This is a genomic window from Ignavibacteriota bacterium (genome assembly GCA_016708125.1).
In the GTDB taxonomy this organism is placed as follows: Bacteria; Bacteroidota; Ignavibacteria; order Ignavibacteriales; family Melioribacteraceae.
Genome location: JADJGF010000001.1, coordinates 429,549 through 447,736, shown reverse-complemented (window position 1 = coordinate 447,736; position 18,188 = coordinate 429,549). Strand labels below are relative to the sequence as shown.

Below are 18,188 nucleotides of genomic sequence, written 5' to 3'. Positions count from 1 at the left end.
TTATCCTTGCATAAATGCATCTCGTCTTTTCAAAGATGCTTGATGTCTTTTTTTAATTTTTTTCTTATTCGCTAACTGAGTTACAATTTTCAAAACATCATTAAAATTGTTAAATGGGAAATACGGAATTCTATTTTTCTCACAATATTTTAGAAGTGATCTTTTTGCAAATATATAATCACAATGTTGAGCTGCGCAAGTATCGGAATATCCATCGCCAATATAAATATTTATATCTTCCTCACTTGAAGAATTGAGAATATGATTTCTTTTGCAATTTGCACAATCTTTACATTCCTCATCTCCATAAGGGAAAGAGGGAATGAGCGAATTATTTTCATCTATCACGAGTTTATTAGAATAAATTTTCAAATCATCAAATTTAAATTTTCGCGATATTTTATTGATGTAATAATCTAAACCATCGCTTAAAATTGTAACAGAAAAATTATTTGTTTTACAATATTCAACAAATTCAAGAAAATAAGGATCTAATTCAACTTCATCTAAAAATTTATCAAACTCTGTTTCATTAAAATCCTTTACGGTTTTGCATAATTCAATCCATACTTTTACGGAACTAATTTTTCCATCAACCCATTCATTAATTACACTTTGGCATTTTTTTGGTTCACCGAATTTAAGGAACATATGTTCGCCAACATCAATATTGGTGATGGTTCCGTCAAAATCTATATAAATATTAAATTTTTTATTTTGTAAGTTTTGCATTATGCCGAAACACTAATTTCTTCGTTAAATTGAACACCAACTAATTTTGAGATTCCTTCTTCCTGAATCGTAACACCGTACATATTTTCTGCTGCTTCCATTGTTCGCTTATTATGAGTTACAATAATAAATTGCGTATTATCGCTAAAATCTTTAAGTAATTTTGTAAATCTATCGATGTTTGCATCATCAAGCGGAGCATCAACTTCGTCCATAATACAGAAAGGACTTGGCTTAACTAAATAAATTGCAAACAATAGTGCAGTTGCCGTTAAGGTTTTTTCTCCTCCGGATAAAAGTTCAATACCAGTTGGGCGTTTACCTTTTGGTTTTGCTATAATTTCTATTTTTGCTTCTAATGGATCAACACCTTCTTCAAGAATTAAATCTGCTTCATCGCCGGGATTAAAAACAGATTGAAATATTTTTTGGAAGTTTTCTCTTATTAGAGCAAATGTTTCCATAAAAATTGTTTCTGCAGATTCATTTATTTCTTTAATTGTACTGATTAAATCTTTTTCGGAATTTACTAAATCATTTCTTTGCTGTTCCAAAAATTTCAATCTCTCATTTTCTTCTTCATATTCTGAATAAGCCAAGAGATTTATCGGTCCCAAATTTTTTAATTTTTCTTTAAATGAATGAACTTCTTCGGATGCTGATTTGAAATTAAAAGTCTCAATATCTTCAAACTCTTTTTTCTCAAGCTGAATACTGTATTCATCTTTAATGTGATTAACAAGATTTTCGAAACGAATTGATATTTCATTTTCCTTTACTTGAATTTGATGAATTCTATCTGAAATATTTTGTCGTTCATTTCTTACTGCATTTAATTTATGCTCAAGTTCTGATGAATTATTTTTTTTCTCAAATAATTCATTTTCAATTTTAGTTAGTTGCTCGGAGTTTGTAATTTTCTCCGAATTTATTTCATCATATTCGGCTTGAGTATCTTCAATCATTGATCCGATTGAATTAATTTCATTTTGCGAATTGCTGATTTCTTGTAAAAGTTTTTCAATTGTTTTTGAAAGCGAATTGCTGGATTCAGTTGAATTATTTAACAAATTAGTAATATTCCTATTTTCACCTTTTAAACGCTCCAAAGTAATTTGCATTGAATTAAATTCTGATTGAAATTTTGAAAAACCTTCTTCATGTTCTTTAAGGAAGTTTTCAAAACTATTTAATTCATCACTTAGACTGCTGATTTGAGATTTCTTTTCATCAAAAAGTGAATTTAAATTTGACAGTTCATTTTCGGTTGAATTTAATCCTGCAACACTTTCTTGAATATCATTTTGAATACGTTCAATATCATTTGCCGATTTACCTTTTTCGTACTCCAATTGAGAAATTTGTTTTTCAATATTATTTATTTCGCTAAGTAAAATTTTTCCTTGATCAGAAATAATTTTCAAATTAATTCTTGAAGATTCTTCTTCTTTTTGCTCGATAAAATTTCTGAGCTTACTCAAATTATTTTCTAATTTCGGATATTCATTTTTCAAATCTTCCAATAATTTTCTTCTTCCGAAAAGCGAATCTTCCAAATTTTCCGAAGAGCCGGCTTCAACAATTCCGGAACTCGTAATATAATCTCCTTCAAGCGTAATGAAATTAAATTCGGGAAAAATTTTAATTAAATTTAAAGCGCTGTCCAAAGTTTTCATTATTGCTGTTTGCGCTAAACTTTGATCAAAATATTCTTTCCATTTTGGTTCGACTTCAATCAAACTGTTTGCCCAGCTTATAAAATCAGCATCTTTTTCAATCTTTTTAGATTTTCTTGAAATTGAAATTTTATTTAACTTTTTTAGGAAACCTTTATTTTTAGAATTTTCTTTTATTAAGAAATAAGCTTTTCCCAATTGATTTTTTTTCAAATAATCGATTGCAGATTTTAAATCATCAATAGAATCAATCAAAATATTGTTCAGCACATTTTTCAAAATTGTTTCAATTACAAATCTGAATTCTTCTTTTGGCAAACCAACATCTGCTAAAATAAATTTATCTTTTGTCGTCCAGCCTTCGCTTTCAATCAAAGCCTTTGAGCCTTGAGAAACTCCTTCCAAATTATTTATCAAATTCTGGAAGAATTCAATTTTATCTTTTACATTATTGATGTTGCCTTTTTCTTCTAACTCTCTAACTCTAAGTTCGGAAATTTCTTTTTCCAAATTTTCTTTTAACTGTAAATTCTTTGCATAAATTTGTTCGGATTCTTTGAACTTTTGTTCAACTTGAATTTTTTCATTTTCCAAATCTTCCAAATAACCAACGCTTTTTGCAATGCTTGACGTAATTGATTGAATATTATTATTCAGCTTTGCTAAAGTTTGATTGAACTGTTCAATTGAATTTGAATTATTCGAAATTTTATTTTCTATTGAAGAAAATTCTTTTTGGGAATTATTAAATAGCTCAAATTTTGTTTTATAAATTTCTCTATTTGAAAAAAGTTCATTTCTTTTTTTATCAAGAAGAATTTTATTTTCCGCAACAATTTTTTCTTTTTCAATTAAATCATTATTCAACTGATTTAATTTTTGCGAATAGTCAATTATATTTTGATCTGCATCTTCTTTTTCAATTGTATAATCTTCAATATTGTTTTCAAATCTGCCAATATTATTTTGAAGAGATTTTGTTCGTTCTTGTGAGACGGAAATATTTTTATTGAGGTTAAATATTTTTTCTGTCAGCTGAGAAATAAAATTTGATTTTTCTCGGTAAGAACTTTCTACCAAACTTATTTCTTGTCTAAGTTGAATCAACTGCGATTCAATTTCTCTTCTCTGATTATCAATTTCATCTTTTTGATTTAAAAGAATTTCAGAATCATTTTTAAAATTATTTAACTGATTTGAGAAAAAATAAAATTCTCTTTCGGCTAAACCAATTTCTAATTCGCGCAATTCAGTTTGAAGCTGATTATATCTATCAGCTTTTTTCGCTTGGCGTTCTAAGGATTTTACATTTTTATCAACTTCGGAAACAATATCATTAACTCGTGTTAAATCTTTTTTTACTTCATCAAGTTTATTTAAAGAAAGTCTTCTGCGGAGTTTATATTTGTTTACACCGGCAGCTTCTTCAAACATTTTTCTTCTTTCTTCCGCACGGTTACTTAAAATAATTTCAATCATTTTTAATTCAATTACGGAATAAGCATTTGTTCCCATTCCGGTATCCATAAAAAGATTGGTAATGTCTTTAAGTCGACAAATATTTTTATTCAGCAAATATTCACTTTCACCGGATCTGAAAATTCTTCTTGTAATTGTAACTTCAGAAAAATCAGTCGGAAGAATTCCTTTATCATTCATAATGGTTAAAGAAACTTCCGCCATTCCCATTGGCTTTTTAGTTCTTGTTCCATTAAAAATTACGTTTTCCATTTTATCACTTCTTAGAGTGCTGCTTTTCTGTTCGCCTAAGCACCATCTAATTGCATCCACAATATTAGTTTTGCCGCAACCGTTTGGACCAACAATTCCGGTAATGCCGCGCGTAAAATCTACTACAGTTTTATTGGCAAATGATTTAAATCCGAATATTTCAATTTTGGATAAATGCAAATATTTTTCCTTTATAGCAGAGAAAACTGTTTGAGAGCTAAACTTATGTAATCAATTGTGTTTGTGAAATATTGCAAATAAACTACAAGAATAAATGTTATTAGAAAAAACACGCTGAAACTGAACAGATAAACAAAGAAAGGTCTTACATCAAATATTACATATATTCCTTTTAGAAATCTTTGAATATTCCAAATTATGAAAAGAATTATAATTCCATAAATTATGTAATTGTAAATATCCATCTGTAAAATTTTATAGAGAATAGTTTCAACCGGTACTAACAATGCCAATGGAAGAAATGCCCAAATTGCAACCGAATATACACTTGAAAATAAAACCCTTGTCTTTACAAAAAATGAAGAAGCATGATAAATAAAACTCAATAAAATAAATGCTGTAATTGTTGCAATATATAGATAAACAAATGCTTCTTCCGGGTTCCAAGCTAAATATGAAATTATTGAACTGAATTTATAACTGCCAAATGCAATAATAATTTTTTCAAAAAGGATATTTGATTTTAAGTGATATAGAATTATTGTTAACAATAATGCGTTTGAACCCGCTAATAAAAACATTAAAATGTTTGAATGAAACCCAGTTAATATTCTTTGGTCTCTAATATCTGCGTAAAAATTATAAGGACGCAATAAAGCTCTTGTTGTGTCTTCTCTAAATTTTCTTTTTGAATTTATGAGTAAAGCAATAATTATTGAATTTAACAACGCTGCAATAATAAAAATTAAAGGCGCATCTTCACTGCTGTTTCCAATCGGTATGGAAGTTTTTGATTCTGAAGTTAATCTTGATTTTATTACGTTATAACTTAATCGAGATCCGTCTTCATTTTGAGAAAGAATTCCAATTGAATAATTATTTTCTTTATTAAATCCGGCATAGAATGGTGCAAAATCTCCTTTAAAATCAAACATGCTGTTTAAAACAAATCCTTTTAAATTTGATTCGTTTGTTATATCAATTATTCCATCAAAAAATTTAGCTTGTCCTTCAAATGAAAAATTATTTAAATATCCGTTTGTTCCGCCTTTGTAAGTTGGATAAGTTGCTTCACTTATAAAATAGAACGATGAATCGTTGAAGGTCTCGTTTGAATATTTCCCAATAAATAAAGCCGGATCTTCATCATAAATTTCAATTCCGTATAAATCTAATCCATCAATTACATTGCCATTAATATTTCCAATGAATGATGAATAGGTTAATTTATTTTGCGAAGAGGATTTTATCAATTTATTTATTGAAGTAATAAAATCCGAATGACTTTTTGATGATCTTATATAAGATCCGCCAGCGCCATATGCAATAACCGTATTAAACTTATCATAATATTTAATTGTTCTGCTTAAATAAGAATTTGCTCTACTTCTAAAATTTATATCATTTGTAAAATTCTCCGGAACAGAATTAACTGGCAATTCCAATAAGGAGAACATTCCATATTTCTCGCAAAGATAAACAGCATAAGGATGAGGAATTGATCTGCTAAATCTAACCGTATTAAATCCTGCTTCTTTAATTGCTTTTATATCTTTCTCAATTCTTTTAAAACTAGAAACCGATTCAATGTTTGATCGAATATAAGTTACTCCTTTTATAATAAAAGTATTTTCGCCAATTGTAAGTGATTTATTTGATTTTTTAACATTTGGGAGAGCAATACTTTTTACATATTCATCAAAAACATAACCGCTATTGTTTGTTAATTTTATTGTAACAACATATGATCTTGGTAATTTGGGATTCCAGTTTACAACGTTTTGTAAACGAATTGAGAAATCTGTTTTACGGTTATTTGGAGTAATATTCCAGATATTATAAAAAACCGCAGAGGTATCAAAATTTAATTTTACTGAAGTCTGAAGTTTTAAATTTCCATCATAATTTTGAATTGTAGAATCTGAAATTATTTTTGATAAATTTTCTAACTCAACCGTAAAATCAATTTTATTTTTATACGGACTTACATCATCCTCAACTTTATAAAAGATTTCTCTTATTCCCAATTTGGGTTTGAACGATAAATAAACATCTCTGAAAATTCCGCCAAAATTTGTCGGGAATAAAAATCTTTGCAAAAGCGGAATAGTACTTTCGGAATTTAAATCATATTGAATTTTTATTCTTAGAATATTGGGCACATCATAATTCAGCAAATTCTCAGCTAAATCAATTGTGAATGGAATTTCACCGCCTGCGTGTTTATAAATTGTAGCATTGTTGAGAAATATTTCAGCCGAATAATTCAATCCTAAAAAATTCAGTTGAATTAAATTTTTGGCAAGTTTATCAGCAGCAATTGAAAATTCTTTTTCAAAAATTACAGTTTTTTGGGAAGTGAACTTCAGCGGAAAAGAAACTTCACTAAAATTTTCCGGCTCATCAACAAAAAAAACCTTCCAAGAATTATTCAAATTTTGGATTGTTCTTGTCTTCGTTATTCCAAGAAATAATGAATCTCTTAACTGATCTAAATCAGATGGAAGCTGATCAATTTTAAATTGAGCTATTAAATTTGTTTGGAATAATAAAATAATGAAAAGAGGAAGATATTTTTTTAACATTTAAGTAAAATATTAGTATTAAAATAGTTTGAAAATATACTAAAAAAAAGAGGCGAAATCAATTCGATATGTATTTGTTAACTTATTTTATTACAATAAGTTAGAAGAATTAGGGGTAAAATTAAATTTACCCCTAAAAAAATTACACACTTAGAATAATATCTCTAAAAGAATCTGCTTTTAAACAAGCGCCGCCGACTAATGCGCCATCAATATCCGGTTTGGATAATAATTCTTTTGCGTTTTTTGCATTTACGCTTCCGCCATATTGAATTGTAATTTCTGAAGCTATTTCTGCGTTTGTTAAATTTGTCAGCAAAGTTCTAATAAATTCATGAACTTCTTGAGCTTGCTCTGGAGAAGCGGTTTTACCGGTTCCAATAGCCCAAATTGGTTCATAAGCAATTACAACATTTTTAATTTCTTCGTCTGATAAACCGCTTAAACATGCTCTTATTTGAGATTCTACTACTTTAAAAGTTGTACCGTTTTCTCTTTCTTCTAAAGATTCACCGCAGCATAAAATAGGAATTAAATTATTTTTTAATGCTTGTTTAACTTTTTGATTTATAAATTCATCGGTTTCACCAAAAATTGTTCTTCGTTCGGAATGACCAAGAATAACATATTCACATCCAACACTTTTTAACATATCTGCGGAAATTTCTCCCGTAAAAGCGCCTGAATCTGAAGAATGCATATTTTGTGCACTTAATTTTATTGAAGTTCCTTTAATTAAAGATTTTACAGCTTCTAAAGCTATAAAAGTTGGTGCAACTATAACTTCGGCGTTTATCGTTTTACCATCCAATTCAGTTTTCAAATCTGAAACTAATTGTATTGCTTCAGATAAATTTTTGTTCATTTTCCAATTTCCGGCAATAATGTACTTTCTCATTTTACTCCAAATTTAATTTATTGATTCAACTCTTTTTATTTGTGGAATCGCTTTTAACAAAGCCCGTTCAACACCGGCTCTCAAAGTCATTGTTGACATTGGGCAATCTGCACATGCGCCAAGAAGCTTAACTTCAACAATTCCGTCTTCGGTAATATTTACAAATTCAATATCGCCATTATCTTCATTGAGAAATGGTCTAATTGATTCTAAAGTTTGTAAAATAATATTCTTATCAATCTGTATCATTTATAATTCAATTTCTATATCAGAAGCCGATGCAGCATTTGTTTCTACGGATGTTATTAAATTTTGTGCAATTCCAATTATTATTTGTGATTCTTCACTTTCCGGTAAAACTTGAACAATTGGTTTTCCGTTATCTCCGCCTTCACAAATTCTTGGATCAATCGGAATTCCGCCAAGAAACCTTGAGTTAAGTTCGTTGGCTAAACTTTTTCCGCCGCCAGATCCAAAAATATTATATTTATTTCCAGTATCCGGTGCAATGAAATAACTCATATTTTCAATAATTCCGTAAACCGGAACATTTACTTTTTCAAACATTTTTAAACCTTTTTTAGCATCAATTAAAGATACTTCTTGAGGAGTTGTAACAATTATTGCACCAGTTAAAGGAATTGTCTGCACTAAAGTCAATTGAATATCTCCGGTTCCAGGTGGTAAATCGTAAATTAGATAATCCAATTCTCCCCAATCAACATCAGACATAAATTGCTTTAATGCGCCGCTCGCCATTGGTCCGCGCCAAATTACGGGATTATCATCATCAATTAAAAATCCGATTGACATTAATTTTATTCCATAATTTTCTAAAGGAACCATTTTGTTCGTTCCCTCATTTTGATAAATTTTCGGTTTTCCGGTAATTCCCATCATTAAAGGAATGCTCGGTCCGTAAATATCAGCATCTAATAATCCAACTTTTGCACCTAATTTAGATAAAGCTAATGCTAAATTTACTGATACTGTACTTTTCCCAACGCCGCCTTTTCCACTTGCAACAGCAATAGTATATTTTACATTAGGTAAAAGTTTTGTGTGTAATGTTCCAATTTGTCCGCTTAAATTTTCTGCCATAAAATTTCTTTCTAAATTTTTAATAATAATAAAGTAAAAATAGGAATTAGGAGTTTGATAACCAAGTTACTAAGATTTAGCAAACTTGATTAAGAGAAATAAAATATACTTGACTTTAAAATTAAGTATACCTAACTTTATAATAATTATGGCAACAATATCAAAAGAAAATTATTTAAAAACCATTTTCATGCAGAATAGTTTAAATGGGAAAATGATAACTTCATCAGAATTGGCAAAAGAACTAAATGTTTCTAAAGCTGCAATTTCAGAGATGGCAAATAAATTATCGCAGCAAGGTTATATTGAATACAGAAAGTTTAAGGGAATAAAATTATTAGCCAAGGGAAAAAAAATTGCAATTGATGTTATTCGTAAACATAGATTGTGGGAATTATTTCTTATCGAAACTTTAGGATTATCTTGGGATGAAGTTCACGCTGAAGCTGAAAAATTAGAACATTGTACTACAATAAATTTGATTGATAAGATTGATGAGCATTTGAATTTCCCAAGCCTTGATCCGCATGGCGAACCAATCCCGAATAAAAGGGGGGAATTTCGTGCGGTTAAAGATGATATTCCAATGAAGGAATGCAGCATCAATAAAAAATATTTAATTGTGCGGGTAAATGATAAATCTGATGAACTGATGAAATATTTATCAAAAATTAGTATTTCGCTTAATAAAGAAATTTCAATTTTAGATAAAATAAATTTTGATGGTTCAATTTTAATCAATATTAATAAAACTAAGCAAATGCTTAGTGAAAAAATTATTGAAAATATTTTTGTGAGAGAGATTGAAAATGATAATGACAATTAGTCCTATAATTTCATTAACAATATTTATAATCATACTATTCTTAAGTTTAATTGTTTTTTATCCGCAAAAAGGAATTTTTGCAAAGTATAAAAAATTTAAAATCTCGAATAAAAAAGTTCAGCTTGAAGATGCATTAAAACATATTTTTGATTATGAGTATCACAAATTAAAACCAACCTTAAATAGTATTGCCGGAAATTTAAGAATCTCAACCGATAGCGCATCCCATATTGTTTCAAAATTAAAAAAACTAAATTTAATTGAAATAAATGATCAGGGAATTTTACTTACAGGATCCGGTAAACAATATGCACTTCGAATAATTAGAGTTCACAGATTATGGGAAAGTTATTTAGCCGATGAAATTGGAACGAAAGAATTAGATTGGCATGAGCAGGCAGAATTGATAGAACATTTCATGACACCAGCCGAAGCTGATTTATTATCTGCAAAAATTGGTAATCCTAAATTTGATCCGCACGGTGATCCAATTCCGACAAATGATGGAATTTTACCGGAAAAAAAAGGTATTTCTTTAAATGAAATTAAAGCTGGTGATACAGTAAAAATATTACATATTGAAGATGAGCCAAAATCAATTTACATGAATTTAATTGACGAAAAACTTTATCCCGGAAAAGTTATTAAACTTCTCAGTAAATCAAATAAGAAATTAATAATTATTTCAGACGGAATAGAAAAAAATATTACACCGCTTATTGCATCAAATATTCATGTTGAATTAGCTGAGCAAAAAGAGTTTATAGAAGAACTTCATAAAGATTTATTAAGCTTGAAAACCGGTGAAGAAGGTGAAATTTTACAAATTCTTCCGGAGTGTAGAGGACAGCAAAGAAGAAGATTGTTAGATTTTGGAATTGTTCCGGGAGCAAAAATTTCTGTTTTGATGAAAAGTCCGTTGAATGACCCTATTGCGTTTGTTGTAAAAGATACAATTGTGGCTTTGCGAAAAGATCATGCAAAACAAGTAATTCTTAAAAATGTTGGTTAAAAAATGACAAATACAAAAAGTGATTGCGCAAATTGCCCGGCACATAACTTAGCAAACCTAATAAAATTAGGCGTTGATATGCACGGTTTCAATTATGTTGTTGCTTTGGCAGGAAATCCCAATACAGGAAAAAGTACAATTTTTAATAATCTAACGGGATTAAGGCAACACACCGGAAATTGGCCCGGAAAAACAGTTACGCGAGCAGAAGGCGGATTTGAATTCAATGAAAATAAATATAAAATTGTTGATTTACCTGGGACTTATTCTTTACTTTCCACAAGCGCTGATGAAGAAGTTGCAAGAAATTTTATTTTATTCGGTCAGCCTGATGTAACTGTAATTGTTGTTGATTCTACAAAACTTGAACGCAATTTAAATTTAGTTCTTCAAATTTTAGAAATTACAAATAGAGCAATTATATGTCTTAATTTAATTGACGAAGCCGAACGAAAAAAAATAAAAATAAATGAACGAGAATTATCAAAACAATTAGGAATTCCGGTGGTTGCAACTTCTGCAAGAAGCAGAACAGGAATGAATCAGTTGTTGGAATATATTCATCAAGTTGCAAAAGGGGAATATGTTTGTGTTCCGCATAGAGTTAAAGGATATTCAAAAAAAATCAATATAACTATTGATCAATTAAGTGAAAGAATCAAAAATGTTTTTCCTGATTTGCCAAATGCAAGATGGGTTGCAATAAGATTACTTGAAGGTGATCAAACAATTATTGATGCTGTAAAATCCGGTGAAATTGGAAATATTGGAATTCTTTCTTCAAATCAGATTGGTGAAGCAGTATGAATGATGTAAAAAATAGTTCAAATAAAAATATTGATTTACTAAATTATGCCGATTCACTAAGATGGGATTTGGGTGAAAACTTACATGATTCAATTACCGAATCCATTTTTAGTGATGCAAATTTGATTGCAACAAAATCAATAATTAATGAAAAAAATAAATTAAGAACAGAATGGGAAGTTTCATTAGATAAAATTGTTACAAGCAGATTACTGGGATTCCCAATTATGTTTTTTCTTTTAGCAATTGTATTTTGGTTAACAATACAAGGCGCAAATTATCCTTCCGGATTAATTGCAGAATTTCTTATTGATAAAATTCATCCAATTCTAAAAAGTGCATCGTTATCAATTGGAATTCCTCATTTTATAGATGGACTTTTTATTGATGGCGCTTACCTTGCAATGGCTTGGGTAATCAGCGTAATGCTTCCGCCAATGGCAATATTTTTTCCACTATTTACATTGTTAGAAGATTTTGGATATTTACCAAGAGTTGCGTTTAATATGGATAAACTTTTTCAGAAAGCCGGCGCTCATGGAAAACAAGCTTTAACAATGAGTATGGGATTTGGTTGCAATGCTGCTGGAGTAATTGCGGCAAGAGTTATTGATAGTCCGAGAGAAAGATTAATAGCAATAATTACAAATAATTTTTCATTGTGTAACGGGAGATGGCCAACGCAAATTTTGATAGCATCAATTTTTATTGGGGGTTTAGTTCCACCAAATTTGGCAAGTTTGGCTTCTGCATCGGCTGTAGTTGGAGTTGCGCTTTTAGGAATTTTTTTAAGTTTAGTAATTTCTTGGACTTTATCGAGAACAGTTTTAAAAGGTGAGGCTTCTGCTTTTAGTTTAGAACTTCCGCCGTATAGACCGCCAAGAATTTTACAAACACTTTATACTTCATTAGTTGATAGAACAATTTTTGTTTTGTGGCGAGCAATTGTTTTCGCTGTTCCGGCTGGAATGGTAATTTGGTTAGTTGCAAATATTAATGTAAATGAAATTTCTCTGGCCGAATATTTTATTGTTTTTACTGATCCATTTGCATTATTTATTGGATTAAATGGAGTAATTTTACTTGCATATATTATTGCAATTCCCGCAAATGAAATTGTAATTCCAACTATTTTAATGTTAACGGTAATGAGTGCAGGAATTGTTGATGCTGGTTCCGGCTCGGGAGTAATGTTTGAACTTGATTCCGTAAATGAAACTGGTGAAATTTTAAAAGCCGGTGGCTGGACAGTTTTAACCGGAATTAATCTTATGTTATTTAGTTTAATTCATAATCCGTGCTCAACTACTATTTATACAATCTATAAGGAAACGGGAAGTTTAAAGTGGACGATATTTTCAACTATTTTCCCAGTAGTTTTGGGATTAACAGTTTGTTTTTTGGTTGCTCAAGTTTATAGATTATTTTAGTAAAGAAATAAATTTATTTTAACGAATATAGAGAATTACCTTTCATTAAAATTTCTTGAACAGAAATTTCTTCTTCACCTTCAGATGGATAAATTCTAGAATAATCACCATCGGAATTTAAAATTCTTGTTTTGGTGTTATCATTCAAAAATACTTGCAGAACATTTTTCAAAATATTTTCTTTAATTTCCTTATTCTCAATAGGGAAAGTCGTTTCAACTCGTCTGTCTAAATTTCTTGGCATTAAATCGGCGCTGCTTAAATACATTTCTTTGTTACCGTTATTGAAGAAATAATAAATTCGGCTATGCTCAAGAAATCTTCCAATTATACTTCTCACATTTATATTTTCACTTAATCCTTTTACTTGAGGTTTTAAACAACAAATTCCTCTAATAATTAAATCAATCTTAACTCCATTTTGTGAAGCTTCATATAAAGCGGCAATTATTGAGTTATCGACAAGCGAATTAAATTTGAAAATTAAATAACCTTCGCCGCCGTTTTTTACATTTTCAATTTCACGCTTAATTAAATTGATAATTTTAGTACGCGTATTTATGGGCGATACAAATAATTTTTTAAATTCGCTTTTTTCTGAATAACCAGTTAGATAATTGAAAACTTCCGAAACATCTTCACAAATTTCTTTATCTGATGTGAATAATCCAAAGTCAGTATATAACTTAGCTGTCGAAGCATTATAATTTCCGGTACTTAAATGAACATATCTTTTAACTCCGTCACTTTCGCGTCTCACAACCATTGTCATTTTTGCGTGAGTTTTTAATCCTACTAAACCATAAACAACATGAACACCAGCTTTTTCAAGCTCTCTTGCCCAGAAAATATTATTTTCTTCGTCAAATCTTGCTTTTAATTCTACAAGAACAGCAACTTGTTTTCTTCTTTCCGCTGCCTCTATCAAATATTTAACAATCGGAGAATCTTGCCCAACCCTATATAATGTCTGCTTAATAGCTAAAACATCAGGATCTTGCGATGCAGATTTTATGAAATCAATAACCGGTGTAAATGAATCATACGGATGATGAAGTAGAACATCTCCTTTTCTTAAAATGGAAAACATATTTTCATTTTCATCAAAATTTATAAACGGTTTTGGCTGATAAGGTGTTTCCTTTAAATGATGAAATGGTAAACTATACAATTCCATTATTTGACTTAAACCAAGCGGACCATCGATAAAATGTATATCAGTTGTGGTAATATTTAAATTTTCAATGAAGGTTTCTATCATAAAATTTGGAATTTCTTTTTCAACTTCCAACCTTACAACAGAACCAAATTTTCTTTGTTTAATATTTTCTTCAATTACTTGAAGCAAATCATCGGCTTCATCTTCTTGAATACTTATATCTGTGTTTCTTGTAATTCTAAAAAGATGTGAGCATTCAATATTAATACCCGGAAATAAAAAGTGCAGATTTTGTTTTATTAAATCATCAATCCAAACAAACTTGGCAGCAAGTTTTCCATTCTTTTTTGGCTGATTTGGATAAAGTATTTTATCAACTCTTAAAAGTCTTGGTAAAATATTTGGGATTTTTATACGAGCAAAATGTTTTTCTTTTTTTGAGTTTGAAATTAATACTGCAAAACTCAAACTTAAGTTTGATATGTATGGAAAAGGTCTTCCGGGATCAAATGCCAGAGGAGTTAAAACCGGAAAAATTTCATTGTGAAAATATTGACTTAAAGCTTCTTGTTCATTTTTGGGTAAGTCAACTAATTTTGAAATTATAATATTGTTTTTTGTTAAATCCGGAATAATAGTGTTTTTCCAAAGTTCATCAATTAAGGTTAATAAACTTTTAACTTCTTTATCAATTGCTCTTAATTCTTGAAACGGCGTTAATCCATCAATTGTTGCGGTAATTATATTGGCTCTGATTTGTTCTTTTAAACCAGAAACTCTGATCATATAAAATTCATCAAGATTTGTAAAAAATATTGAGATAAATTTTATTTTATCAAGCAGAGGTAATTTTGGATTTAAAGCTTCTTCTAAAACTCGTTTGTTAAATTCGAGCCAGCTTAAATCTCTATTTATAAAATTTTCGGCTTTGAAATATTTTTGAAAAATATCATTCGACATTTTACTCATCTTTCTTAATTTCCTTTGCGGAAGAATAATTTTTCAAATCATAATTAATAGAATTTTTCGGAATTTCCAATCGTCTAATTTCAACATTTGCAATTTTAAAGAATTCTTCAGCTTTTGTATCATGATAATCGGAAAAAATAACAATTTCCTTAATTCCCGCTGCAATTAAAGCTTTTGAACAGTTTGTACAAGGCATATTTGTAATATATGCAGTTGCGCCAAGCGTGCTTACTCCGTGAATTGAACATTGAATTATTGCATTCATTTCTGCATGAATTGTTCTAACACAATGATTATCCACAATCATACAGCCGTCATCTTCGCAATGAGAATCACCGGGAATTGATCCATTATATCCGGTTGCTAATATTCTTTTATCTCTAACTAAAACGCAGCCGCAATGCATTCTTGGACAAGTTGCTCTTTCCGAAACCAGCATTGCCAACTTTAAAAAATATTCATCCCAAGATGGTCTTGAGTAACTCATAATTCTTCCTGAACTTTTAATATATTTTTATTTAGAATAAGTAAAAACGTTGTTCCTTCATTAGGAATTGAAGATTTTAGTAAAAGTTTTCCTTTATGATAATCTTCAATAATTCTTTTTGATAAACTTAAACCCAAACCCCAGCCTCTGCTTTTTGTACTATAACCGGGTTTAAAAACATCTTTTCTGTTTTTAGGATTTATACCTTTTCCATTATCTGTAACTTCAATTTCGATTGTGTTTTCCTTCTCTACAACGGAAACTAAAATTTTACCTTTCTTACTTCCAATTGCATCAATGGAATTTTTAATTAAATTTTCAATAACCCATTCAAAAAGTGAAGCATTTAAATTTAATAATATTGATTTATTATTTAGGTAAATCAGCTCAACATCTTTGCCCGTTTGAGGAAGTCGTTTCTCAAAATATTTTAATACCGATTTTATTACATCATTTAAATCATTTTTTTTAAGTACAGGTTTTGAACCAATTTTAGAAAATCGATTTGTAATTTTATTCAAACGTGTTAGATCACTTTCCATTTCGTTGGCAACATTTACAACTTCTTCCGGTTTTTGATATTTAAGTTTTAGTAATTCCGTCCAGCCCATTAAGCTTGAAATCGGTGTTCCCAATTGATGAGCAATTTCCTTTGCCATTCCGACCCAAATATTACTTTGCTCAGTTCTTTTAACATAACTAAAACTGATGTAGGAAATTGTTAGAAACAATATTGCAAATAAAACTTGAAGAAAAGGATAATATTTTAACTTTTGAATTAAAACGGAATTTCCAAAATAAATTTTGTTAAAAACTTTTTCTTTACCGTCCAAATCTTTAAAAGAAACATTTATAGGATTATGCACAGTTGCTAATTCTTTTACTTTGTTAATTAAAAAAGCATCAATTTCTAGTTGTGTTAGATTTGAATCAATATCAATATTTTTAATTCCAGCTCCTTGACTTCCGCTTATTGGAATTCCGCTTGTATCAGTTAAAATTAAAGGGAAATTAATTCTCTTAATTATATTTTCAAAAATGAAAGTTAAATCTGCATTATTATCAGAATTTGGATTTGCAATAAATTCAAGAGTGTTGGCGTAAAGTTCTGCTACTTGAATTTCTCTTTTTTGTAATTCGTTTACAAGTGATTGTGTGTAGTAAAATGTTCCAGCAGTAATTGCTAAAGCAATAACAAGTAAAACAAGTTTAAAATTCATATAACATTTTTAGAATGTAGAAAATTTTTAGTTTAAAATAATTCTATTGAAAACTAATAAATATGCGGATGTTTTAAAAGTTATTATGAAATATCTTTTATCAAAGTTCAATTGTTTGAGATCTTTTGGGACCAACGGAAATATATTTAATTTCAAAACCGCATTGAACCGAAATAAAAGTTAAATATTCCTTTGCTTCAACAGGAAGATCATCATAATTTTTTATTTCGGAAATATCTGATTTCCATCCTTTTAAAGTTGTGTATATTGGAATGACATTATTCAATTCAGCGGATGAAGTTGGGAAATATTTTAATTTTTTTCCGTTTAATTCATAGCCGGTGCAGACTTTAATTTCATCAAAATGTCCAAGTACATCAAGTTTGGTAATTACAACTCTTTCAATTCCATTAATTTTTCTGGAATAATTTACGAGGAATGCATCAAACCAACCGCATCTTCTAGCTCTTCCGGTTGTTGCGCCAAATTCTGCTCCGATTTTTCGTAAATTTTCACCGTCTTCATCAAATAATTCGGTAGGAAATGGACCCAAACCAACACGTGTTGTATATGCTTTAACAATTCCAATCACATCTGTAATTTTTGTTGGAGGAATTCCAGTTCCGGTACAAGCTCCGCCGGAAGTTGGATTTGAAGAAGTTACGTAAGGATAAGTTCCGTGATCAACATCAAGCAAAGCTCCTTGCGCTCCTTCAAGTAATATTGATTTATTTTTAACAATTGCGTCATTTAAATATTCCGCAGTATCTGTAATATATTTATCAATTTTTTTATCAAAAGAAATTAGTTCATCAATTATTTCATCAATATTTAATTCTTCATGATGATAAATATTTTTAAGCAAATTATTTTTTTCATCAAGATTTTTTTTGATTTTTATTTTGAGTTCCTTTTTATCTAATAGGTCTGCAATTCTAATTCCTCTTCTCGCATATTTATCAATGTAGCACGGACCAATTCCTCTTCCGGTTGTTCCAATTTTGGAATTCCCTTGTTCATTAATTGAATCAATTAATTTATGATACGGCATTATTAAATGTGCATTGTGACTAATAAATAATCTACCTTCAAAATCAATTCCGTTTTGATGCAGCATTTCCAATTCATCCAATAATGCTTTTGGCTCAATTACAACACCGTTTCCAATTACGCAAATTACATTTGGATGTAAAATTCCGGATGGAATTAAATGAAAAATATATTGTTTATCGCCAATTTTAATTGTGTGTCCCGCATTTGCACCGCCTTGATAACGAACAACAATATCAACATTAGAACCTAATAAATCAACAACTTTTCCTTTTCCTTCATCGCCCCATTGACTTCCGACAACAATTGACACACTCATAAATTT

Annotated in this window: 14 protein-coding genes; 4 read left to right on the top strand and 10 right to left on the bottom strand. The window is 29.5% G+C overall.

Features of this window, described 5'->3' with window-relative positions; genetic code table 11:
* The 6 genes from IPH62_02150 to IPH62_02125 form a co-directional block, all read right to left on the bottom strand.
* Window positions 1-732, bottom strand: coding sequence for an MtnX-like HAD-IB family phosphatase (locus tag IPH62_02150; protein MBK7104068.1), 732 nt, complete (start codon window positions 730-732; stop codon window positions 1-3).
* Window positions 732-4,319: a chromosome segregation protein SMC gene (gene smc, locus IPH62_02145; GenBank protein ID MBK7104067.1), complete on the bottom strand. Its 3,588-nt coding sequence runs from the start codon at window positions 4,317-4,319 to the stop codon at window positions 732-734. The genes IPH62_02150 and smc overlap by 1 nt, the downstream gene beginning before the upstream one ends.
* An 11-nt stretch (window positions 4,320-4,330) precedes the next feature.
* On the bottom strand, window positions 4,331-6,904 hold the full coding sequence (locus IPH62_02140) for a hypothetical protein (protein MBK7104066.1): 2,574 nt from the start codon (window positions 6,902-6,904) through the stop codon (window positions 4,331-4,333).
* A gap of 142 nt (window positions 6,905-7,046) precedes the next feature.
* Entirely contained in the window at window positions 7,047-7,802 is a 756-nt protein-coding gene (locus IPH62_02135) for a triose-phosphate isomerase (GenBank protein MBK7104065.1), read from the bottom strand.
* Window positions 7,803-7,814: 12 nt separating this feature from the next.
* Window positions 7,815-8,051: a NifU family protein gene (locus IPH62_02130; GenBank protein MBK7104064.1), complete on the bottom strand. Its 237-nt coding sequence runs from the start codon at window positions 8,049-8,051 to the stop codon at window positions 7,815-7,817.
* The gene (locus IPH62_02125; GenBank protein ID MBK7104063.1) at window positions 8,052-8,903 is read right to left on the bottom strand and encodes an Mrp/NBP35 family ATP-binding protein; all 852 of its coding nucleotides are present in this window, start codon (window positions 8,901-8,903) and stop codon (window positions 8,052-8,054) included.
* Window positions 8,904-9,051: 148 nt separating this feature from the next.
* On the opposite strand from IPH62_02125, the gene IPH62_02120 reads away from it, so the two are divergent.
* From IPH62_02120 to IPH62_02105, 4 genes are read left to right on the top strand one after another with little or no spacing between them, the layout of a single operon-like run.
* Window positions 9,052-9,729, top strand: a complete 678-nt coding sequence (locus tag IPH62_02120) for a metal-dependent transcriptional regulator (GenBank protein ID MBK7104062.1) — start codon at window positions 9,052-9,054, stop codon at window positions 9,727-9,729.
* Window positions 9,713-10,741: a DtxR family transcriptional regulator gene (locus tag IPH62_02115; GenBank protein MBK7104061.1), complete on the top strand. Its 1,029-nt coding sequence runs from the start codon at window positions 9,713-9,715 to the stop codon at window positions 10,739-10,741. Before IPH62_02120 ends, IPH62_02115 begins: the two co-directional genes overlap by 17 nt.
* A 3-nt stretch (window positions 10,742-10,744) precedes the next feature.
* Window positions 10,745-11,548, top strand: coding sequence for a 50S ribosome-binding GTPase (locus tag IPH62_02110; protein ID MBK7104060.1), 804 nt, complete (start codon window positions 10,745-10,747; stop codon window positions 11,546-11,548).
* Window positions 11,545-12,978: a ferrous iron transporter B gene (locus tag IPH62_02105; GenBank protein ID MBK7104059.1), complete on the top strand. Its 1,434-nt coding sequence runs from the start codon at window positions 11,545-11,547 to the stop codon at window positions 12,976-12,978. Before IPH62_02110 ends, IPH62_02105 begins: the two co-directional genes overlap by 4 nt.
* A gap of 13 nt (window positions 12,979-12,991) precedes the next feature.
* Here the strand turns inward: IPH62_02105 and ppk1 are convergent, their stop codons facing one another.
* The 4 genes from ppk1 to IPH62_02085 form a co-directional block, all read right to left on the bottom strand.
* A complete protein-coding gene (gene ppk1 / locus IPH62_02100; protein ID MBK7104058.1) occupies window positions 12,992-15,106 on the bottom strand; it encodes a polyphosphate kinase 1 in 2,115 nt (704 codons plus the stop codon).
* The gene (locus IPH62_02095; GenBank protein MBK7104057.1) at window positions 15,099-15,593 is read right to left on the bottom strand and encodes a dCMP deaminase; all 495 of its coding nucleotides are present in this window, start codon (window positions 15,591-15,593) and stop codon (window positions 15,099-15,101) included. The genes ppk1 and IPH62_02095 overlap by 8 nt, the downstream gene beginning before the upstream one ends.
* A complete protein-coding gene (locus IPH62_02090) occupies window positions 15,590-16,813 on the bottom strand; it encodes a HAMP domain-containing histidine kinase (GenBank protein ID MBK7104056.1) in 1,224 nt (407 codons plus the stop codon). Before IPH62_02090 ends, IPH62_02095 begins: the two co-directional genes overlap by 4 nt.
* Before the next feature lie 100 nt (window positions 16,814-16,913).
* Window positions 16,914-18,182 carry an adenylosuccinate synthase gene (locus tag IPH62_02085; GenBank protein MBK7104055.1) on the bottom strand — a complete coding sequence of 423 codons (1,269 nt, stop codon included), beginning with the start codon at window positions 18,180-18,182 and terminating at the stop codon, window positions 16,914-16,916.
* Between the last annotated feature and the right edge of the window lie 6 nt (window positions 18,183-18,188).